19 protein-coding genes are annotated in these 19,663 nt (G+C 67.8%); 4 read left to right on the top strand and 15 right to left on the bottom strand.

Annotation, left to right across the window (positions count from 1 at the left end):
• Positions 1-10 precede the first annotated feature (10 nt).
• Complete coding sequence (locus tag EJK91_RS11300) at positions 11-2,371, top strand: glycoside hydrolase family 65 protein (RefSeq protein WP_024440349.1); 2,361 nt, start codon at positions 11-13, stop codon at positions 2,369-2,371.
• A gap of 4 nt (positions 2,372-2,375) precedes the next feature.
• Here EJK91_RS11300 and EJK91_RS11295 read toward each other — a convergent pair whose 3' ends face one another.
• The 3 genes from EJK91_RS11295 to guaB all read right to left on the bottom strand — a co-directional run bounded on the left by EJK91_RS11295 (position 2,376) and on the right by guaB (position 6,950).
• Positions 2,376-4,106, bottom strand: coding sequence for a GMC oxidoreductase (locus tag EJK91_RS11295; protein ID WP_125078971.1), 1,731 nt, complete (start codon positions 4,104-4,106; stop codon positions 2,376-2,378).
• Between the two features lie 98 nt (positions 4,107-4,204).
• On the bottom strand, positions 4,205-5,344 hold the full coding sequence (locus tag EJK91_RS11290; protein WP_206430412.1) for a GuaB3 family IMP dehydrogenase-related protein: 1,140 nt from the start codon (positions 5,342-5,344) through the stop codon (positions 4,205-4,207).
• A 73-nt stretch (positions 5,345-5,417) separates the two neighbouring features.
• Entirely contained in the window at positions 5,418-6,950 is a 1,533-nt protein-coding gene (gene guaB, locus EJK91_RS11285; RefSeq protein ID WP_051190144.1) for an IMP dehydrogenase, read from the bottom strand.
• Positions 6,951-7,148: 198 nt separating this feature from the next.
• Here guaB and EJK91_RS11280 point away from each other — a divergent pair, with 198 nt between their 5' ends.
• Positions 7,149-7,553, top strand: coding sequence for a DUF5319 domain-containing protein (locus EJK91_RS11280; RefSeq protein ID WP_024440345.1), 405 nt, complete (start codon positions 7,149-7,151; stop codon positions 7,551-7,553).
• Here the strand turns inward: EJK91_RS11280 and EJK91_RS11275 are convergent.
• Complete coding sequence (locus EJK91_RS11275) at positions 7,544-8,359, bottom strand: hypothetical protein (protein WP_125078969.1); 816 nt, start codon at positions 8,357-8,359, stop codon at positions 7,544-7,546. The genes EJK91_RS11280 and EJK91_RS11275 overlap by 10 nt on opposite strands.
• A gap of 253 nt (positions 8,360-8,612) precedes the next feature.
• On the opposite strand from EJK91_RS11275, the gene EJK91_RS11270 reads away from it, so the two are divergent.
• Both EJK91_RS11270 and EJK91_RS11265 read left to right on the top strand, forming a co-directional pair.
• Positions 8,613-8,903 (top strand): WhiB family transcriptional regulator, encoded by a 291-nt coding sequence (locus tag EJK91_RS11270; protein ID WP_046300968.1) that lies wholly within the window; start codon positions 8,613-8,615, stop codon positions 8,901-8,903.
• A gap of 247 nt (positions 8,904-9,150) precedes the next feature.
• Positions 9,151-9,462, top strand: a complete 312-nt coding sequence (locus EJK91_RS11265; RefSeq protein WP_024440342.1) for a DUF732 domain-containing protein — start codon at positions 9,151-9,153, stop codon at positions 9,460-9,462.
• A 113-nt stretch (positions 9,463-9,575) separates the two neighbouring features.
• Here EJK91_RS11265 and EJK91_RS11260 read toward each other — a convergent pair whose 3' ends face one another.
• The 11 genes from EJK91_RS11260 to alr all read right to left on the bottom strand — a co-directional run bounded on the left by EJK91_RS11260 (position 9,576) and on the right by alr (position 19,508).
• Positions 9,576-9,854, bottom strand: coding sequence for a hypothetical protein (locus EJK91_RS11260; protein ID WP_024440341.1), 279 nt, complete (start codon positions 9,852-9,854; stop codon positions 9,576-9,578).
• A 12-nt stretch (positions 9,855-9,866) separates the two neighbouring features.
• Positions 9,867-10,166 (bottom strand): GlsB/YeaQ/YmgE family stress response membrane protein, encoded by a 300-nt coding sequence (locus tag EJK91_RS11255; protein WP_024440340.1) that lies wholly within the window; start codon positions 10,164-10,166, stop codon positions 9,867-9,869.
• A gap of 208 nt (positions 10,167-10,374) precedes the next feature.
• Positions 10,375-11,475 carry a ferritin-like domain-containing protein gene (locus EJK91_RS11250; RefSeq protein ID WP_024440339.1) on the bottom strand — a complete coding sequence of 367 codons (1,101 nt, stop codon included), beginning with the start codon at positions 11,473-11,475 and terminating at the stop codon, positions 10,375-10,377.
• 206 nt (positions 11,476-11,681) lie between these two features.
• Positions 11,682-12,197, bottom strand: coding sequence for a lipocalin family protein (locus EJK91_RS11245; protein WP_125078968.1), 516 nt, complete (start codon positions 12,195-12,197; stop codon positions 11,682-11,684).
• 241 nt (positions 12,198-12,438) lie between these two features.
• Positions 12,439-14,058, bottom strand: a complete 1,620-nt coding sequence (groL, locus tag EJK91_RS11240) for a chaperonin GroEL (protein WP_125078967.1) — start codon at positions 14,056-14,058, stop codon at positions 12,439-12,441.
• Positions 14,059-14,149: 91 nt separating this feature from the next.
• Positions 14,150-14,452, bottom strand: a complete 303-nt coding sequence (gene groES / locus EJK91_RS11235; RefSeq protein ID WP_024440336.1) for a co-chaperone GroES — start codon at positions 14,450-14,452, stop codon at positions 14,150-14,152.
• 250 nt (positions 14,453-14,702) lie between these two features.
• The gene (gene tsaD, locus EJK91_RS11230; protein ID WP_024440335.1) at positions 14,703-15,725 is read right to left on the bottom strand and encodes a tRNA (adenosine(37)-N6)-threonylcarbamoyltransferase complex transferase subunit TsaD; all 1,023 of its coding nucleotides are present in this window, start codon (positions 15,723-15,725) and stop codon (positions 14,703-14,705) included.
• Complete coding sequence (locus EJK91_RS11225; RefSeq protein WP_024440334.1) at positions 15,722-16,807, bottom strand: bifunctional tRNA (adenosine(37)-N6)-threonylcarbamoyltransferase complex dimerization subunit type 1 TsaB/ribosomal protein alanine acetyltransferase RimI; 1,086 nt, start codon at positions 16,805-16,807, stop codon at positions 15,722-15,724. The genes tsaD and EJK91_RS11225 overlap by 4 nt, the downstream gene beginning before the upstream one ends.
• Complete coding sequence (gene tsaE, locus EJK91_RS11220) at positions 16,804-17,283, bottom strand: tRNA (adenosine(37)-N6)-threonylcarbamoyltransferase complex ATPase subunit type 1 TsaE (RefSeq protein ID WP_231383951.1); 480 nt, start codon at positions 17,281-17,283, stop codon at positions 16,804-16,806. Before tsaE ends, EJK91_RS11225 begins: the two co-directional genes overlap by 4 nt.
• Positions 17,258-18,364 (bottom strand): alpha/beta fold hydrolase, encoded by a 1,107-nt coding sequence (locus EJK91_RS11215; RefSeq protein WP_024440332.1) that lies wholly within the window; start codon positions 18,362-18,364, stop codon positions 17,258-17,260. The genes tsaE and EJK91_RS11215 overlap by 26 nt, the downstream gene beginning before the upstream one ends.
• Entirely contained in the window at positions 18,354-19,508 is a 1,155-nt protein-coding gene (gene alr, locus EJK91_RS11210) for an alanine racemase (protein WP_125078966.1), read from the bottom strand. The genes EJK91_RS11215 and alr overlap by 11 nt, the downstream gene beginning before the upstream one ends.
• Positions 19,509-19,663: the final 155 nt, after the last annotated feature.

Genomic DNA, 19,663 nt, shown 5'->3' with positions numbered 1-19,663 from the left:
AAGCGAGCCGATGATCGCGCAAGATTACTTTCCGATAGAACCGTGGCAGATCCGCGAGACCCACCTCGACCTGGATCTGCTGGGGCAGACGGAGTCCCTGTTCGCCCTGTCCAACGGGCACATCGGCCTGCGCGGCAACCTCGATGAGGGCGAACCGCATGGCCTGCCCGGAACCTACCTGAACTCGTTCTACGAGGTGCGGCCGCTGCCGCACGCCGAGTCCGGATTCGGCTACCCGCAGGCCGGGCAGACCGTGGTCGACGTGACCAACGGCAAGATAATCCGGCTGATGGTCGACGACGAACCGCTGGACGTCCGCTACGGCGAGCTGATCGAACACGAGCGGATCCTCGATCTGCGCGCGGGCACCCTGACCCGCCACATCCACTGGCGCTCACCGGCGAAGAAGCAAGTCAAGGTGCATTCGACCCGGCTGGTGTCGCTCGCGCAGCGCAGCGTCGCCGCCATCGAATACGTCGTCGAGGCGGTCGATGAATTCGTCCGTGTGACAGTGCAATCCGAGCTGGTCGCCAATGAGGACCAGCCGCCGACCTCCGACGACCCGCGGGTTGCGGCGATCCTGGAGAACCCACTGGAGGCCGTCGAACGCGAGAACACCAACACCGGTGCGGTACTGGTGCACCGCACCCGCGCCAGCGAACTGATGATGGCCGCCGCCATGGATCACGAGGTCGAGGTACCCGGGCGGGTCCAGGTCTCCACGATAGCGATCCCCGACGTGGCGGCGACCACCGTGGTGTGCGGACTGCGTCCCGGGCAGAAACTGCGCATCGTCAAATACCTGGCCTACGGCTGGTCCAGTGAGCGGTCCAGGCCCGCGCTGCGCGATCAGGCCATCGCGGCGCTGACCGGCGCCCGCTACAGCGGCTGGCAGGGGCTGGTCGACGCCCAACGTGCCTACCTCGACGAGTTCTGGGACGGTGCCGACGTCGAGGTCCACGGCGACCCGGACTGCCAGCAGGCGGTCCGCTTCGCGCTGTTCCACCTGCTACAAGCCAGCGCCCGCGCCGAACGCCGCGCCATCCCCAGTAAGGGCCTGACCGGCACCGGCTATGACGGCCATACCTTCTGGGACAGCGAGAGCTTCATCCTGCCGGTGCTGATCTACACCGCTCCGCACGCCGCGGCCGATGCGCTGCGCTGGCGGGCGACCACGCTGGATCTCGCGCGCGGGCGCGCCACCGAGTTGGGGCTGTCCGGCGCGGCTTTCCCGTGGCGGACGATCCGTGGCCAAGAATGCTCCGGGTACTGGCCGGCGGGCACCGCCGCCTGGCACATCAACGCCGATATCGCGGCGGCGTTCGAGCAGTACCGGGTGGTCACCGGCGACCCCTCGGTGGAGCAGGAGTGCGGGCTGGCGGTGCTGGTCGAGACCGCGCGGCTCTGGCGCTCGCTGGGGCACCACGACCGGCACGGGGTGTGGCACCTGTACGGGGTCACCGGTCCCGACGAATACACCGCGATCGTTCGGGACAACGTGTTCACCAACCTGATGGCCGCCCATAATCTGCGCACCGCCGCCGAGGCATGCGCCCGCCACCCCGATGCCGCCCACGAGTTGGGGGTCACCACCGAGGAGATGGCGGGCTGGCGGGACGCGGCCGACGCGGCGCACATTCCCTACGACGAGGAACTCGGGGTGCATCCGCAGTGCGACGGGTTCACCACGGCCGCGGAATGGGACTTCGACACCCGCAACACCTACCCACTGCTACTCAGCGAACCCTATGTGCGGCTGTACCCGGCCCAGGTGGTCAAGCAGGCCGATCTGCTACTGGCCATGCAGTGGCGCAGCCATGCGTTCACCGACGAGCAGAAGGCCCGCAACGTCGACTACTACGAGCGGCGCACGGTACGGGACTCGTCGCTGTCGGCGTGCACCCAGGCGGTGATGTGCGCCGAGGTGGGACACCTGGAGTTGGCCCACGACTACACCTACGAGACGGCGTTCGTCGACCTGCGCGATCTGCACGACAACACCCGCGACGGCCTGCATATGGCGGCGCTGGCCGGGACCTGGCTGTCATTGGTGGCCGGGTTCGGCGGCCTGCGCGACGACGCCGGCGTGCTGTCGCTGGATCCCGCCCTGCCGGACGGAATCTCACGGCTACGGTTCGGGTTGCGCTGGCGGGGGTTTCGGGTGACGGTCGACGCCAACCACAGCAAGGTCACCTACACGCTGCGCGATGGCCCCGATGGCCGACTGACGATCAACCATGCCGGCGAGGAGGTCGAACTGAGTACGCGGTCCCCGACGACGCTGCCGGCCCGTCGGCGCGAACCGCTGCTGCCCACTCCGACGCAGCCGCCCGGCCGCGAACCCATGCACCGCCGGGAAGTCGCGCGGTGATCGCTCAGGCGATACCGGAGGACCAGCGCAGCGCACCGAAGGCGCTGTCGGGCACCGCCGGGTTCTTCGGCGCGATCGGGTCGAGCCGCCGGTAGGCCTCGCCCTGGGTGGGCCGCAGGTCGGCCTCGCCCTTGTTGGGCCACAGCGATGCGGCCCGCTCGGCCTGCGCGGTGATCGACAGGGACGGGTTGACGCCGAGGTTGGCCGACACCGCCGCGCCGTCCATCACCGCCAGGGTCGGGTAGCCGTACACCCGCTGGTAGGGGTCGATGACGCCGTGCTCGGGGCTGTCCCCGATCGCCGCCCCGCCCAGGAAGTGTGCGGTGAGCGGAATGTTGAACAGCTCGCCCCAGGTACCGCCGGCCACGCCGTCGATCTTGGCGGCGATGCGGCGGGTGACCTCGTTGCCGACCGGAATCCAGCTCGGGTTCGGCTCGCCGTGGCCCTGCTTGCTGCTGTAGCGGCGGATGCCCAGCTTGCTGCGTTTGGTGAAGGTGGTGATCGAGTTGTCCAGATGCTGCATGACCAGGGCGATCACGGTGCGCTCACTCCAGCCCCGGGGGTTGAGCAGCCGCAAAATGTTGCGGGGGTCTTCGCCGGCTTGGTTCAGCAGCTGGCGCCACCGCGGGGTGTCGGTTCCTTGCGGACCGGAACCATCAGTCATCAGGGTCTGCAACAACCCCATGGCGTTGGAGCCCTTGCCGTAGCGGACCGGTTCGACGTGGGTGTCGGTGGTGGGGTGGATCGAGGAGGTGATCGCCACGCCGTGGGTCAGGTCCAGGTCCGGGTTGACCTTCAAGGTGGCCGCGCCCACGATCGATTCGGAGTTGGTGCGGGTCAGCACGCCCAGCTTGTCGGAGAGCTTCGGCAGCTTGCCCTTATCGCGCATCTTGAACAACAGCCGCTGGGTGTTGTAGGTGCCGGCGGCCAGGATCAGGTGCCGGGCGGTGAAGGTCTTGCGGTGCCGGCGCGCGCGCAAGCCGGTTCGTACCGTCGTCACCTGCCATAGCCCGTCGGCCCCCTGCTCGAAGGCGGTCACCGTCGTCATCGGATGCACCTGTGCTCCAGCCGATTCCGCCAGATACAGGTAGTTCTTGACCAAGGTGTTCTTGGCGCCCCAGCGGCAGCCCGTCATGCATTCGCCGCACTCGATACAACCGGTGCGTTTCGGGCCCGCGCCGCCGAAGTACGGGTCGGCCACGGTCTTGCCCGGCTCCTTGGCACCGTTGGCGCCGTCCGGGCCGAAGAACACCCCGACCGGGGTGGCCACGAAGGTGTCGCCGACCCCCATCTCATCGGCGACCTGCTTGACGATGCGGTCCGCGTCGGTGAAGGTCGGGTTCTTGACCACGCCGAGCATCCGCTTGGCCTGGTCGTAGTGCGGCATCAACTCGGCGCGCCAGTCGGTGATGTGCGCCCACTGCTTGTCGGCGAAGAACGGCTCCGGCGGTACATAGAGCGTGTTGGCGTAGTTCAACGACCCGCCGCCGACCCCGGCGCCGGCCAGCACCATGACGTTGTTGAGCAAATGAATGCGCTGAATGCCGTAGCAACCCAGCTTCGGCGCCCACAAAAACTCGCGCAGATGCCAGGAGTTCTTCGCGAAATCCGCGTCGGCGTAGCGGCGGCCTGCTTCCAGCACGCCGACCCGATAACCCTTCTCGGTCAGCCGCAACGCGCTCACGCTGCCGCCGAAACCCGAGCCGATGATCAGGACGTCGTAGTCAGGCTCCATCGCATCAGTATGCCCTACCCGGTACCCGCGGTAGCAGGGTCGCCGAGGCTACATTTCGTCGCGGTTTTCGTCTCCCGGAGACAAAGACAGGGCCGAAATCAGGAACCGACGGTCAGGCCGACCTTCTGGAACTCCTTGAGGTCGCAGTAGCCGGCCTTGGCCATCGCGCGACGCAGCCCGCCGACCAGGTTCAACGAGCCGAACGGGTCGTCGGAGGGGCCCTCGAGCACCTGCGCCAGACCGGGCCGCTCCCCGTAGGCGACCTGCATCAGCGCGCCACGCGGCAGGGAGGGGTGAGCCGCTGCCGACGGCCAGTACCAGCCGTCGCCCTGCGCCTCGGCTGCGCCGGCCAGCGGCGTGCCCAGCACCGCCGCGTCGGCACCGCAGGCGATCGCCTTGGCCAGATCCCCGGACGTGTGGATGTCACCGTCGGCCAGCACGTGCACGTAGCGCCCGCCGGTCTCATCGAGGTATTCGCGGCGCGCGGCGGCCGCGTCGGCGATCGCGGTGGCCATCGGCACCGAGATGCCCAGGACTTCGTCGGAGGTGGTCACCCCGGAGGTGGACCCGTAGCCGACGATCACCCCGGCCGCGCCGGTGCGCATCAGGTGCAGCGCGGTGCGGTGGTCGATCACCCCGCCGGCCACCACCGGGATGTCCAGCTCGGAGATGAAGGTCTTCAAGTTGAGCGGTTCCCCGGCTCCGTCGCGGTCCACGGCGACCCGCTCGGCGGAGATGATGGTGCCCTGGATGACCAGCAGGTCGACGCCCGCGGCCACCAGCGCCGGGGTCAGCGCCGCGGCGTTCTGCGGGCTCACCCGTACCGCGGTGGTCACTCCGGCCTCGCTGATGCGCGCCACCGCGGCGCCGAGCAGTTCGGGGTTCAGCGGCGCAGCGTGCAACTGCTGCAGCAGCCGGATCGCCGCCGACGGCTCGGGTTCTTTGGCGGCCGCCTCGATCACCTGGGCGATCTTGGCCTGGACGTCGGCGTGGCGGCCGATCAGTCCTTCGCCGTTGAGCACCCCCAGCCCGCCGAGCCGGCCCAGTTCGATGGCGAACTCCGGGGAGACCAGCGCGTCGGTGGGATGGGCCAGGACCGGCATCTCGAACCGGTAGGCGTCCAGCTGCCAGGCGGTGGACACGTCCTTGGAGGAACGAGTACGCCGGGATGGCACGATGTTGATGTCGTCGAGTTCATAGGTCCGGCGGGCGGTGCGGCCCATGCCGATCTCAACCATGTCACGCATGACGGGTCAGCCTCGTTTCTGTTGCTCTGCTTGTCTGCGCGCAGACGCGGGGACGAACGCCTGCTCAGCGCACGTAGTAGTTGGGGGCTTCGACAGTCATGGTGATGTCGTGCGGGTGGCTTTCCTTCAGGCCCGCGGCGGTGATGCGCACGAACTGTGCCTGCTGCAGCGCCTCGATGGTGGCCGAACCGGTGTAGCCCATCGCCGCGCGCAGCCCGCCGGTGAGCTGGTGGATGACCGTGCTCAGCGGGCCCCGGAACGGCACGCGGCCTTCGATGCCCTCGGGCACCAGCTTGTCCTCGGAGAGCGCGTCGTCCTGGAAGTAGCGGTCCTTGGAGTAGGACTTGGCTCCACCGCGGCCCTGCATGGCACCCAGCGAACCCATCCCGCGGTAGCTCTTGAACTGCTTGCCGTTGACGAAGATCAGCTCGCCGGGCGATTCGGCGGTGCCGGCCAACAGCGAGCCGAGCATCGTCGTCGAGGCGCCGGCGGCCAGCGCCTTGGCGATGTCGCCGGAGTACTGCAGCCCTCCATCGGCGATCACCGGCACACCGGCCGGGGCGCAGACGGCGACGGCTTCCATGATGGCGGTGATCTGGGGGGCGCCCACCCCGGCCACCACCCGGGTGGTGCAGATCGAGCCGGGGCCCACCCCGACCTTCACCGCGTCGGCACCGGCCTCGACCAGCGCGGCGGCGCCACTTCGGGTAGCAACGTTGCCGCCGACCACGTCGACCCGCTCCCCCACTTCGGCTTTGAGCTTGCCCACCATGTCCAGCACCCCGCGGTTGTGGGCGTGTGCGGTGTCGACGATCAGCACATCCACCCCGGCGTCCACCAGCGTCATCGCCCGGACCCAGGCGTCGTCGCCAACACCCACCGCGGCGCCGACCAGCAGTCGACCGTCGCTGTCCTTGGTTGCCAGCGGGTGCTGCTCGGTCTTGACGAAATCCTTGACGGTGATCAGTCCGGTCAGCTTGCCGTGGCCGTCGACGATCGGCAGCTTCTCGATCTTGTGCCGGCGCAGCAGCCCCAGCGCGGCGTCGGCGGAGACACCCTCCTGTGCGGTGATCAGCGGCGTCTTGGTCATCACTTCGGCGACCGGCTTGTTCTGGTCGACCTCGAAGCGCATGTCCCGATTGGTGATGATGCCAACGAGTTGGCCCCGCGAGTCCACTACCGGCAGCCCGGAGATCCGGAAGCGGGCGCACAGCGCGTCCACCTCGGCCAGGGTGTTCTCCGGTGTACAGGTGACCGGGTCGGTGACCATGCCGGCCTCGGACCGCTTGACGGTCTCGACCTGGCCGGCCTGCTCGGTGACGGGCAGATTGCGGTGCAGCACGCCCATGCCACCGGCGCGGGCCATCGCGATCGCCATCCGGGCCTCGGTGACGGTGTCCATCGCGGAGCTGACCAGCGGCACCTTGAGGGCGATGTTGCGCGTGAGCCGACTCGCGGTGTCGGCGGTAGCCGGCACCACGTCGGATGCCGCCGGAAGCAGCAGGACGTCATCGAAGGTCAGCCCCAGCATCGCGATCTTGGGGGACTGTCCGTCGAGCGCGCCACCGGCATATACCGCATCGTCTTGCGGACCCATGGCACCAGTCATCGGAGCGCTGACCTCTGTTTTGGACAACCAACGGCCATCTGGGAGCCTCCACTACAAAACCGGGGTGAGAATTCCATCTTAATGGCGGCGCGCAGCCGCCTTCGCCCGCCACCACCCTTGGTCTCCGGGCGGGCCCCTTGGCCCACCGCTGGCGTTCTGTCAGGGCTACTGCGTACCCTGATGGGCGTGCGTGACCACCTGCCACCCGGTTTGCCGCCCGACCCGTTCGCCGACGATCCGCATGACCCGTCTGCCGCACTGGACGCAGTCGAACCGGGCCAGCCGCTCGACCCGCAGGAACGGACCGCAGTCGAGGCCGACCTCGCAGATCTGGCGGTCTATGAAGCGCTGCTGGCGCACAGAGGAATTCGCGGCCTGGTGGTCTGCTGCGACGACTGCCAACAGGACCACTACCACGACTGGGACATGCTGCGCGCCAACCTGCTGCAGCTGCTGATCGACGGCACCGTCCGCCCGCACGAGCCGGCCTACGACCCGGAGCCGGACAGCTACGTGACGTGGGATTACTGCCGCGGTTATGCCGATGCGTCGCTCAACGGGGCGACCTCGGAAGCCGACGGCTACCGCTGATCAGGTCGCTGCCAGTTTCCACCGCGGTGGACCACCAGCTGCGCGGCGTCGTCACGCAGGCCGCGTAACTCTGCTGCCGTGTGCGCGCCGGCGGCGTCGTTCAAATCGGCCAGCATGCACGCCAACGCCCATTGCAGGGGAATCAACCCCAGCCGGCCGGTGTGCTGCAGTGCGGCCTCGGCCACGGCGCGTGCTCGGTCGAGGTTCCCCGCGCAACACAGCGCGCCGGCCAGCACCACCTGACTTTTCACCCGGTGTCGCGTCATACCGTCGCTCACCAGCTCGCACGCCTGCTCGGCATGGCGCACCGCGGCGACTCCATCGCCGGTGACCATCGCCAGTTCCGCGGTCACCCAATGCCGGCGCACCGCCAGGCGCGCCGGCGCGGTGGACGGCTCCGGTTCGGCGCGGGCCAGCAGTGCCGCCGACGCCGCGAAACGCCCCACTCCGAGGGCGTCGGCGGCCAGCCCGACCAGCGCATCGGCGCGGGCTTCAGGGTCGACTTCGCGGTCATTGAGGGCCAGCGCCAGCGCGCGGCCGTCGAAGACGCGGGCCCGATCGTGACCGCCGAGTTGGCGCAGGAACGAGCCCCGGGTGCTGTATGCCAGGGAGGCCAGCGGCCCGGCCGGCACCTCGCGCAACAACGCCGCCAGATCGGCGGCGGCACTGGCGTAGCGCCCTTGGCCTCCGGCCGCGACGGCACGCAGCCACCGCTGCCGGGGATTGGTCGCCGCCGGCAGGGGCCAGCGGCCGGGTTCGTCGCCGAACGCGGCGGCAACGAGGACTGCATTCGGGTCGTCGATCATCGCTGCGCGACGTTACGCGGTACCGCCTTCACATAACCACTCCACAGAATGCGGAATAACATCCACTCTCACGGAAACTCCACTCTTTTAGGCCAGCCTTTCTTAACCATCGCGTTGGTTTTACTTCAGATCGTTTAGTTACCGTCCCTTCGGCGCCGGAAGACAGCCGGCGCTGTTTTACGCGCACCACCCACCGCTCGACAAGCCGCATCCCCAAAGATCCGGCCCCAACAGCGTTTTGAGAGGGGTTCCCATGCCACAGGTTGAGCAATTGCCCGGCCGCAACGCGGACGTATGGGATTGGCAGCTTCGGGGAGCGTGTCGAGGGGTCGACTCATCGGTGTTCTTCCCGCCCGACGGAGAACGCGGCCGCGCCCGGGCCCAGCGCGAGCAGAACGCCAAGAAGTGGTGCCGCAATTGCCCGGTGCTGGAACAGTGCCGGACGCACGCACTCGCCGTAGGTGAGCCCTATGGCATCTGGGGCGGCATGTCTGAAGCCGAGCGGCACGCCGCACTGCGCTGCAACCTGCGCCCCAGCGGCTAATCGCTTCCCGACCGGCCGCGGCGTCACATCCGCGGCTCGTGGGCACCCTGAGCAGCCCCCGGGTTTCCCGGGGGCTGTTCGCCCCACTGCACCTCCCCCGGCGAGGCGATCGTTACGTGCAGCAGCGGTGTGATCGCTGAGTTGAGCGCAGATCACTCGGTTCTGGCGATCACCGGCCACCTGCGCCATTACGCTTTCTTTCGGCAGCCCGCGGGCCTGCGGGGGAAAGAAGAGCAAGGAGTGCCCGGTGAGAAAGCACCTGCTGTTCGGAACCATCGCAGCTGGGTTCGCCGTCGGCCTCATCGGCGCACCCATCGCGAGCGCTGATGACGAGGGATTCCTCAATGAACTGCGGTCCAATGGATTCCCGGGCCTGACGCTGGGCGACCAGCAGCTGCCCGACGGCGTGGTGGTGGCCAACGGTTGGATGGCCTGCAACCGGCTGCGCCTGGGTGAGAAGCCCGAACAGACACTGGCCCAAGTGAACCCGAACGACGTCGACAAGGGACGCATGCTGATCAATGCCGCGCAGCATCACCTGTGCCCCGACACCCTCTAACAGCCCTGCCGGTCGCCCGCCCGATGACCTCGCGCCGCTGTTTCAACGAATTCTTCTGACACCGATAGGCACCAGCACGCCAGTGCTGGTGCCTATCGGTTCCGAACGTGAGATCAGCCGTGCGGCGCCTCAGATATCTTGCTCTCCGGCTTGCCCAGCGTCTTGCAGTAGGTCGATACCGACAGGCGCGTGGCCGAGATCTCCAGATTCGATGGATCGGCACCGCTCTTGTCTTTGAGCATCTTGCTGATTTCGTCGTCCTGCTTCTTCTCGTCCTGTTCGACGAAATCCTTGCACTTGGTGTCGCCGCCGGTGTTGATCACCTGCGACGCCGAGCAACCACTGGAAATGAGCACGCCCAGTGCGAGGGCGGCAAATGCAATGCTTTTCATTCTCGTCACTCCCTACGCCTCGCGCCCGAATAGGCGCACCAGCCAAAGCAGGATGATCGCGCCCAATATTGCGGTGAACAGGGTGAACCACCAGCCGCCGCTCGCCGTATCCACGACGAAGCTGAGCAGGAACCCGCCGATCAACGCTCCGACTACGCCCACGATTACGTCGGTGAACAGGCCATATTTGGTCTTCATGGCCATACCCGCGATCCAGCCGGCGATAGCGCCGATCACGATGTAGCCGATCCACCCCACACTGGTCAACGTTGTGGAACGGGCCAAGAATTCGGTGGCCGCCACTGCGTTCATGGTGATCTCCTTTTCGACACCTTTAGCGCCGTTGAGGTCAACGCCGCGGAGGATTCATACCCGTTTCACGCGGAGACTAATCACCTCTCGCGCGCTCTTCACAGTTGAACCGGAAATGAATTGATAACCGATGCAAATGCATTCGCCCGCTCCGAGTTATGTCGCACCCTTCGGCAGGTGGCAGGCGAACCGCTTCGGCCAGCCAAAGTCAGCTCGCGCCCGCCGCGATCACGTCGTTGACCTCGACGGCGCGCGCGGCCATCTCGGCATGAGCCCGGTCCAGGGATTCAGCTTGATCCTCATCGGCCTTCATCAACGCCTCGATGTCGAAACCGGCCATGTCGAGCACACCCATGTCTCGGAATGCCTTCTGCACCTTGGTGCCCCACAGCCCGATGTCCTTGACGATCGGCACGATGCGGCTGAACAGGTGCGAACGGAACTGGATCATCAACGGTGACGAGTCGACCCATTCCGCGCACTCTTTGACGTTCATGCCAAGGGTCTCAAAGACCTCCTCCCCACGGAATCGGTCGCGCATCAGGTAGCAGGCGTCTACGACGAACTCTTCACGTTCATCGCGTTCGGCCTCGGTGAGCGCGGAGTAGTAGTCCTTCAACGAGATTCGGCCGAAGGCGACATGGCGAGCCTCGTCCTGCATGACGTAGGCCAGTACCTTCTTGGCCAGGGAATCCGGTGCTGACATGTCCCGCAGTACCCCGAAGGCGGCCAACGCGAGCCCCTCGATGAGGACCTGCATCCCCAGGTAGGGCATGTCCCAACGCGAGTCGCGCAGGGTATCGCCCAGCAGCGCGGTCAGGTGTTTGTTGATCGGGTAGACCATCTCGGCCTTGTCCTGCAGGAACCGCGAAAACGCCTCGACATGGCGGGCTTCGTCCATGGTCTGGGTAGCCGCGTAGAACTTCGCGTCCAGATCCGGGACCACTTCGACGATCTTGGCCGCGCACACCATCGCGCCCTGTTCCCCGTGCAGGAACTGGGAGAACTGCCAGGACTGGAAGTGCTGGCGCATCTCGGCGCGACGCGCGTCGTCGGCGGCGTCCCACATCGGGCTGCCAAACAGGGGGTGGAACTCGTCGGGCAGACCGATCGGGTTCATCGGGTCGACGTCTTGGGACCAGTCGATGCGCGACTGGGCGTCCCACTGCTTGTCCTTCCCCTTCTGATACAGCGATAGCAGGCGGCCCCGCCCGTCGTCGTACTCCCAGGTGAAGCGCGCGTCTCCGGCGCTGGCGACCTCCCACGAGTAGGGGTCGGGCACGGTCGTGTACTTGTCCCTTGTGGTCATGCGCTGCCGCCTTTACCGGGTGTGACCAGTGGTCTTATGACGTGTATCACACTGCGCCGCCGGCCGCGGCGCGTCAAGCATGTCGGGGCGGGAAACCGAACGTACGAAAACGCCCGGCCCATCAGGACCAGGGGCGTTCTCGAGCGAACTGGCCTCAACCGTCCGCCACAAAATCAAGGCGCGCAAGTACCGCGGATTCGGCTCTGTCAGCCGTTCAGCTGGTCGTCGGTGACGCGTGCACCGGACTGCTTCGGAACGATCCACCCGTCGAGGTCGAACCCCTGCCGAGTCGCCTCAGCCAGGTAGGCCTCCCGCGTCGCAGGGTCGATCACCGGCTCGCGGGCCAGGAGCCACAGGTTCTTGCGGTTAGGGGTGCCGACGAGAGCAACTGAGTATTCGTCGTCGATCTTCAGCACCCAGTAGTCACCCTTCGTGAACGGTATCCAACGCAGCAGTTCCGGCAGGAACGTAACCTGCAACCGGCCCGGTTGGCCGTCGACCGGCGTCGCCCAGCCGATCGCCTGCGACGGCTTGCCGTTCTCGTCGATGCACCGATTGTCGACACGCAGGCTGCCATCGTCGTGGCGCGTGTAGTTCGCGGTGATGTCGGTGGACTCGGGGGCTTCCCACCGGAGCGGAAGCCGTCCGATCTCGTACCACAGCCCGAGGTAGCGGTCCAAGTCCAGCGAGCTGACCGACGTGACTTCAGATGGTCGGCCCATGACGGACCCCACTCTGGCCGCGCGCCCGTGGCACCTGCGACCGTTCCGAAGGTGACTTCTCGTCACCCTGCTGCTTCAGCACGTGACTGGCGCTACTAACGCTCCGGGTGAAAGCGTACTGCGTCCGCGCTCTGCTCCTACAGGGCCGAAAGTCCGCGTCTCCATCGCTCTGCGCTGATACGCAGAAGCGAATGAAAACGCCCCCGACCCGAATGGGCGGGGGCGCTTCGACTTTCAATTCCTAATGGTGGTGATGCCCGTGACCGTGGCCGTGGTCCTCCGGCTCAGCCGGCTTGTCGACCACAGCGGTCTCGGTGGTTAGCACCATCCGCGCCACCGACGCGGCGTTGAGCACCGCTGAGCGGGTCACCTTGACCGGGTCGATGACACCGTCGGCAGCCAGGTCGCCGTAGGACAGCGTGGCGGCGTTGAAGCCCTGCCCCACCGGCAACTCGGCGACCTTGCTGGTCACCACGGCACCGTCCACCCCGGCATTGGTGGCGATCCAGTACAGCGGCGCGCTGAGCGCAGCGGCGAACACCTGCACGCCCTGCTTCTCGTCGCCGGTCAGCGTGGACTGCAGATCCGCCAGCACCGCCCGGGCCTGCACCAGCGCCGCGCCGCCACCGGTGACGATGCCCTCCTCCACCGCAGCCTTGGCCGCCGCCACCGCGTCTTCGACCCGGTGCTTGCGCTCCTTGAGTGCGGTCTCGGTGGCTGCGCCGACCTTGATCACGGCCACGCCGCCGGCCAGCTTGGCCAGCCGCTCTTCGAGCTTCTCGCGATCCCAGTCGGAGTCGGTCGCCTCGATCTCAGCGCGCAGCTGCTTGACCCGTCCCGCGATGGCCTCGGCGCTCCCGGCACCGTCGACGATCACGGTGTCGTCCTTGCTGACCACCACCCGCCGTGCCGTGCCCAGCACGTCCAGACCGGCCTCCCGCAGCGTCAGGCCCACGTCGGGGTTGATCACCTGGGCGCCGGTGACGATCGCGAGGTCCTCCAGGAACTCCTTGCGGCGGTCACCGAAGTAGGGCGCCTTGACGGCAACGGCCTTGAGCGTCTTGCGGATTGCGTTGACCACCAGAGTCGACAGTGGCTCGCCCTCGACGTCCTCGGCGATGATCAGCAGTGGCTTGCCCGCCTCGGCGACCTTCTCCAGCAGCGGCAGCAGGTCCGGCAGCGAGCTGATCTTGTCGCGGTGCAGCAGGATCAGCGCGTCTTCGAGGACGGCTTCCTGCGAGTCGAAGTCGGTGACGAAGTACGCCGACAGAAAACCCTTGTCAAAGCCGACACCGTCGGTGATCTCCAGCTCGGTAGACAGCGTCGAGGACTCCTCTACGCTGACCACGCCGTCGCTGCCGACCTTGGTCATCGCCTCGCCGACCAGCTCACCGATCTCCTCGTCACGCGAGGACACGTTGGCCACCTGCGCGATCGATTCCTTGCCGGAGACCGGGATGGCCGCGGCCAGCAGCGCTTCAGACACCGCGTCGGCGGCCTTGGCGATACCGGCGCCCAGCGCGATCGGGTTGGCGCCGGCCGCAACGTTGCGCAGCCCGCCGGAGATGATGGCCTGGGCCAGCACGGTGGCGGTGGTGGTGCCGTCGCCGGCCACGTCGTTGGTCTTAGTGGCGACCGACTTGACCAGCTGGGCACCGAGGTTCTCGAACGGGTCTTCCAGGTCCACGTCGCGGGCCACGGTGACGCCGTCCATGGTCACCGTCGGGCCGCCGAAGGACTTGGCCAGCACCACCGTGCGGCCGCGCGGCCCCAGCGTCACCCGGACCGCGTCGGCGAGCTTGTTGACGCCGGCTTCCATCGCCCGGCGCGCGGCCTCGTTGAACTCAATCTGCTTGCTCATAGCTGTTTAAGCCCTTTTCTCTACGCGTGCCGCCCCGGACATCACCCGTAAAACGGGGATCTCCGGGGCGGGCACGGTGGTTGCTTCGTGGCTACTTGCCGACGATGGCCAGCACGTCGCGCGCGGACAGGATCAGGTACTCCTGGCCGCCGTACTTGATCTCGGTGCCGCCGTACTTGCTGTAGATGACGACATCGCCTTCCTTGACGTCCAGCGGGATCCGCTTGTCGCCATCCTCGTCCCAGCGGCCGGGGCCGACGGCGACGACAGTGCCTTCCTGCGGCTTCTCCTTGGCAGTGTCCGGAATGACCAGACCGGAAGCGGTCGTGGTCTCGGCCTCGTTGGCCTGAACGAGGATCTTGTCCTCGAGTGGCTTGATGTTCACGCTCGCCACGATTGGAGCCCTCCACATTGTCTGGATGCGACCCGGCCGATGCCGAGCCCATCGGAACGTACTTACTTAAGGTGTTCGGCATTCGTGCGAACCCTCGCGTCGTCGTCGCGGGTGCCGAGCGAGAATCGACCGACTGCCACCTAGCACTCTATACATGAGAGTGCTAGCACTCAAGGTGACCCCGGTGCCGAGATCATTTCCCAGGTAGCGTCCGGCAACCGAACCGATCGCACGTTGCCGTCGCCGGCACCTACACCTGGCCCTGCACCACCGGCAGGCCCGGGTTGGTGGCCACGTCCAGCGGCGACGGTGGAGCGCCCGCCGCGATCAGTTGCGCCGCGAACGACGCGATCATCGCCCCGTTGTCGGTGCATAACCGCAGCGGCGGGATGCGCAGCGTCACTGCCGCTGCCGCGCAGCGTTGTTCGGCGAGCTCCCGCAGGCGGGAGTTGGCGGCTACCCCGCCGGCGATCAGCAGAGTGCTGACCCCGAGGTCGGTGGCCGCACGGACCGCCTTGGCGGTCAGCACGTCGGCGACCGATTCCTGGAAACCGGCAGCCACGTCGGCGGGGACGAAATCGGGGTTGCGCTCCACATAGCGGGCCACCGCGGTCTTGAGCCCGGAGAAGCTGAACACGTAGGGGTCGTCGCGCGGGCCGGTCATCCCGCGCGGGAAGACCACCGCATCCCGGTCGCCGGTGCGGGCCAGTTCATCGAGCACCCGCCCACCCGGGTAGCCCAGCCCGAGCAGGCGGGCCACCTTGTCGTAGGCCTCCCCCGCGGCGTCGTCGACGGTGCTGCCCAGCTCGACGATCGGCTCCCCCAGCGACCGCACATGCAGCAGGTGGGTATGGCCGCCAGACACCAGCAGAGCCACGCACTCCGGCAGTGGTCCATGGGCGTAGACGTCGGCGGCCAGGTGGCCGCCCAAGTGGTTGACGGCGTAGAACGGCACGCCCCAGGCCGCCGCATAGGCCTTGGCCGCGGCCGCACCCACCAGCAGCGCCCCGGCCAGTCCCGGCCCGATGGTGGTCGCGACCACGTCAGGCTTGTCCACCCCTGCCGTCGCCAGCGCCCGGCGCATGGTCGGCCCCAACGCCTCCAGGTGTGCCCGCGACGCGACCTCGGGCACCACCCCGCCGAATCGGGTGTGCTCCTCCACGCTGGAGGCCACCTCGTCGGCCAGCAACGTCAGGGTGCCATCGGCTTCCAAGCGGGTGATGCCGACACCTGTTTCGTCGCAAGAGGATTCGATGGCCAGCACTACTGTCATGCCGGGGGCTCCCGTCGCATCGTGTAGGCGTCGGCACCATTGCGGTAGTAGCGCTTACGCAGTCCGGTCTCGACGAAGCCGACGTCGCGGTAGAGCGCGATCGCCGGAGCGTTGTCGGTCCGGACCTCCAGGTACACGACGCCCCCGTCGGCGTAGTCCAGCAGGTCGGTGAGTAGCCGCCGCCCGATGCCGCGGCCCTGATGGGCCTTGTCCACCCCGATGGTGTGCACTTCGTATTCGAACGGTGCGGTGCGCCCCAACCGCGCGATTCCGCCGTAGCCCACCACGGCATCGCCGATCCGGGCGGCGACGTAATGGTTGTCTCCCGCAGCGATCGCCCGGCTGAACGCTTCGGCCGGCCATGGGTCGTCGTCGCCGAACAGTTGGGCTTCCAATTCGGCGCAGCGCACCGCATCGCTGTCCTCCAGTGCGCCCAGCGTCACCGGCACCGCGGCCGTCGCCGCCGGTTTGGCGTCGGGGCGGCGCAGGTACAGCGGGACCAGCGATTCCGGCGTCGTATTCCAATCCCGCACTGCGGCAACCAGTCCGGCCGGAGTCGGGTAGGTGATGTCGAGAACCGGCAGGTCGAACAGCTCGGTATGCGCGGGCGAGCCGGCGACCGCGACGGCATCCGCGGGGTCGACGTCGGCCGGCGAACATACCGCGGGGCCCGCGACCCGGGCACCGTCGCGGTAGCGCGCCCAGTAGACCTCCCGACGGCGGGCGTCGGTGACCACCAGGACCGGCCCCGTGGTGCGCACGCCGATCGCGTCCAGGCTGCACACGCCGTAGACCGGAATGCCCAGGGCGTGTCCGTAGGCGGCGGCGCTGGCCATCCCGACCCGTAGACCGGTGAACGGTCCCGGCCCGCACCCCACCACAACCGCGGTCAACTCGGCCATGCTCAGGCCGGCGTCAGCCAGGGCGTCCAGCACATTGGGGGTCAGTCGTTCGGCGTGCGCCCGGGCGTCGGGGGTGGCCCGTTCGGCCAACACGGCCGGCCGGCCGGCCTCATCTAGGACCACCACACCCGCGGTAACGGCGGGGGTGGCGGTGTCGATGGTCAGAATCGCTCGGGTCACGGCGCGTGCCACCGCCAGCTCACGGTGCGCGTCTCGGAGTCCGCGGCGCGGTCCAACCGGATGTCGAGGTGCCGTTCGGAGAGCCGCTCGGCCAGTCCTTCGCCCCACTCGACCACCACGACCGCGTCGTCGAGTTCGGTGTCAAGGTCTAGAGAGTCCAGCTCGGCCAACAGGTCCAGGCCCGACTCGTCGAGCAGCCGGTAGAGGTCGACGTGAATCATCGCCGGGCTGCCGGGCCGGCGAGCCCGATGCTCGCGGGCCAGCACGTACGTCGGCGAGGTGACTGGGCCGTCGACATCGAGTGCCGTGGCGATCCCCTTGGCCAACACGGTTTTACCGGCACCCAACGGTCCGGACAAAACCACCACGTCGCCAGCACGCAGCTGTTCACCCAGCCGAGCTCCCAGCGCAACAGTGTCCTCGGCGGTGGCCAAGGTCGCCTCCTGCGGATCAGCCACTGCGCCCGGCCTTCCCACGTAACCGGTGCGTCAGCATGCCACGGCGCGGAGTGGCCCGCTCCACCAGTCGCACCAGCGCCTCGTCGATGACATCGGGTTCCTCCAACTGCACCAGATGCCCGGCCCCGGGCACGATCACCAGCTCACAATCCCACAACGTGGCCGCCATCGCTCGCGAGTACCCCGGCGGGGTGAGCAGGTCCTGGTCGCCACAGGCGACCAGGGTAGGGATCTTGGCCAGCGTCGTTAGCGCCGCACTCTCGTCATGCACTTCCAGGGCGTGCAAGAAGCCCACCATGGTGGCGACCGGGGTGGAGTGCATCATCTCCTCTGAGTACGCCACCACACTCGGGCTGATCTGGTCGGTGCCATAGGAGGCGGCCCGCAGAATCGGTGCGATCACCCCCCGCACCGCGCCGCGGCCGCGGTGCACCAACTTCGGCGCGTAGCGCACACTGAACTGCACGGCCTCCAGCGCCGGGTTGCGCAGGATCTGGCCCAGCGGGGACCGCGAAACACCTTTGGCGGCCGACGATATCAATGCCGCACCGACGATCCGCCTGCCGTAGCGCCGGGGGAACTGCCGAGCATGCGCCAACACGGTCATGCCGCCCATCGAATGCCCGACCAGCACTATCGGGCCGCGCGGCACGGCCGCGGTCAGCACTGCCTCCAGATCCTGGCCGAGTCGCGGCACGGTGTAGGTCCCCGGAGGCGCGACACTGGAATCGCCGTGACCGCGCTGGTCATAGAAGACCATGCGCACCTGATCACCCCACTCGGCCGCCAGTCGCGCCCGCTGAAAGTGGAAAGACCCCATCCGCAGGCAGAATCCGTGCGCGAACACCACGGTCAACGGTGCGTTACGCGGACCGGTGTCGCGCACCGCCAGTTCGACACCGTCATCGGTGACCACCACCGAGCTGTGGTCGTGGTCGAAGATCTCGAAATCCTCGTCGGCGTAAGCGTCTTCGGCAGTGGTGCGGCGTGTTACCGACCGCGCGACAGTGCTTCCGGCGAGGGTGCCGACGGCGGCCAGGCCGGCCATCCCCGCGAGCCAACCGCCGGCCCGCCGTGACCCGCGCCGATTATCGGCCATCGGCGCCCCGATACGTCCTGGCGACCCGTCCGCGGGGACTGTTCACCACCTCGTAGTGGATGGTGCCCAACGCGTCGGCCCAGTCCTGGGCCAGCGGTTCGCCGTCTGCTCCGGACCCGAACAGGACGACTTCGTCACCTTCGGCGACGTCGACCGGGCCGGGGCCCAGATCGACGACGAACTGGTCCATACACACCCGGCCCACGCTGGGCCGACGCCGGCCGTTGATCAACACGTCGAACCGTCCGCTCAGCGGCCGGAACACTCCGTCGGCGTAGCCCATCGGTACCAGCGCCACGGTGGTGTCTACCGGGGCGACCCAGGTCTGGCCATAGGAGACCGCCTCCCCGGCTTTGATCGGACGAACCAGCACCACAAGAGATTTCAGCGTCATCGCCGGAATCAGACCCATGTCACCACGTTCGGGGATCGGACTCAGGCCGTACATGGCTATCCCGGGCCGAACCATGTCGAACGCCAGATCGGGGCGGGTCATGGCCCCGGCCGAGTTGGCCAGGTGGGCGACCGGGAACCTCAGCCCCTGCTCGCGGGCCACGCTCAGCAGATCGGAAAAGCGTTGGGTTTGAACGTCGTTGATCGGGTTGGCAGTCTCATCGGCGCAGGCCAGATGGGACATCAGGCCGCGAACCCGGATCGCGTCGTCGGCGACGGCTCGCTGCAGCGCGGTCACCAGTTCCGGAAAGTCGGCGGCGCCTACCCCGTTGCGGTTCATGCCGGTGTCGGCCTTGACCGTGACGGTCGCGGTCCGGCCGGTACGTCGCACCGCGTCGAGCAGCTCGCCCAGCTGGGACACCGAAGACACGGCGATCTGTACGTCGGCGGCCAGGGCGGGAGCGAAGTCGGTGTGCGGCCCGTGCAGCCACGCCAGCACGGGTGCGGTGACGCCGCCCGCCCGCAACGTCAGAGCCTCGTCGACGGTGGCGACGCCGAGTTCGGCCGCGCCGGCGGCCAGCGCGGCACGGGCAACCGGGACCGCGCCGTGGCCGTAACCGTCGGCCTTGACCACAGCCATCACCCCGGCGGCGCCGGCGTGTTCATCCAGCACCCGCACGTTGTGAGCAATGGCGTCCAGGTCCACCAGCGCTTGCGCGAGCAGACCGGACGTTCGGGATACGGCAGTCATGTCAGCGTCGATTGTCCCAGAACCTGCCAAACCGGCCCGCCGGATCATCCAGGGTGGGGTTTGATCGGCTCAGCGGCCGTTTTGCGACCGAGAACACACCCTCGGCGGCGGCCAGTGAATCAGCGGCGGCACCGCGACCCGCCCGCGTGCCAACC

The organism is Mycobacterium sp. P7213 (genome assembly GCF_900604305.1).
Lineage (GTDB): Bacteria > Actinomycetota > Actinomycetes > Mycobacteriales > Mycobacteriaceae > Mycobacterium.
Note: the sequence above shows the minus strand (reverse complement) of the source record. Positions and strands in the feature narration are given on the sequence as shown.

Bases quoted from the DNA above. Each gene is read 5' to 3' on its own strand.
- EJK91_RS11300 (WP_024440349.1), top strand. From the start codon at position 11: ATGATCGCGCAAGATTACTTTCCGATAGAACCGTGGCAGATCCGCGAG.
- EJK91_RS11295 (WP_125078971.1), bottom strand. From the start codon at position 4,106: ATGGAGCCTGACTACGACGTCCTGATCATCGGCTCGGGTTTCGGCGGC.
- EJK91_RS11290 (WP_206430412.1), bottom strand. From the start codon at position 5,344: ATGGTTGAGATCGGCATGGGCCGCACCGCCCGCCGGACCTATGAACTC.
- guaB (WP_051190144.1), bottom strand. From the start codon at position 6,950: ATGGGTCCGCAAGACGATGCGGTATATGCCGGTGGCGCGCTCGACGGA.
- EJK91_RS11275 (WP_125078969.1), bottom strand. From the start codon at position 8,359: ATGATCGACGACCCGAATGCAGTCCTCGTTGCCGCCGCGTTCGGCGAC.
- EJK91_RS11270 (WP_046300968.1), top strand. From the start codon at position 8,613: ATGCCACAGGTTGAGCAATTGCCCGGCCGCAACGCGGACGTATGGGAT.
- EJK91_RS11260 (WP_024440341.1), bottom strand. From the start codon at position 9,854: ATGAAAAGCATTGCATTTGCCGCCCTCGCACTGGGCGTGCTCATTTCC.
- EJK91_RS11255 (WP_024440340.1), bottom strand. From the start codon at position 10,166: ATGAACGCAGTGGCGGCCACCGAATTCTTGGCCCGTTCCACAACGTTG.
- EJK91_RS11250 (WP_024440339.1), bottom strand. From the start codon at position 11,475: ATGACCACAAGGGACAAGTACACGACCGTGCCCGACCCCTACTCGTGG.
- EJK91_RS11245 (WP_125078968.1), bottom strand. From the start codon at position 12,197: ATGGGCCGACCATCTGAAGTCACGTCGGTCAGCTCGCTGGACTTGGAC.
- groL (WP_125078967.1), bottom strand. From the start codon at position 14,058: ATGAGCAAGCAGATTGAGTTCAACGAGGCCGCGCGCCGGGCGATGGAA.
- tsaD (WP_024440335.1), bottom strand. From the start codon at position 15,725: ATGACAGTAGTGCTGGCCATCGAATCCTCTTGCGACGAAACAGGTGTC.
- EJK91_RS11215 (WP_024440332.1), bottom strand. From the start codon at position 18,364: ATGGCCGATAATCGGCGCGGGTCACGGCGGGCCGGCGGTTGGCTCGCG.
- alr (WP_125078966.1), bottom strand. From the start codon at position 19,508: ATGACTGCCGTATCCCGAACGTCCGGTCTGCTCGCGCAAGCGCTGGTG.